This window comes from Micromonospora sp. DT43 (assembly GCF_049841645.1).
Taxonomy (GTDB): Bacteria; Actinomycetota; Actinomycetes; order Mycobacteriales; family Micromonosporaceae; genus Micromonospora.
Window position 1 is genome coordinate 1 of the sequence record NZ_JBNCKR010000048.1, and the last position, 212, is coordinate 212.

Annotated in this window: 1 protein-coding gene; it reads left to right on the top strand. The window is 63.7% G+C overall.

Annotation, left to right across the window (positions count from 1 at the left end):
* Positions 1 to 212: HAMP domain-containing protein (locus tag ACLQ26_RS33080; protein ID WP_425748282.1), on the top strand; the 212-nt coding region annotated here is incomplete at both ends.

The window sequence follows — 212 nt, forward strand, 5'->3', positions numbered from 1 at the left end:
CGGGACCTGACCGACAACGTGAACTCGATGGCGTCCAACCTGACCAGCCAGGTCCGCAACATCGCCTCGGTGACCACTGCGGTGGCGAAGGGTGACCTGTCGCAGAAGATCACGGTGGATGCGCGGGGCGAGATCCTGGAGTTGAAGTCGACTGTCAACACGATGGTGGACCAGTTGTCGTCGTTCGCCGACGAGGTGACGCGGGTGGCCCG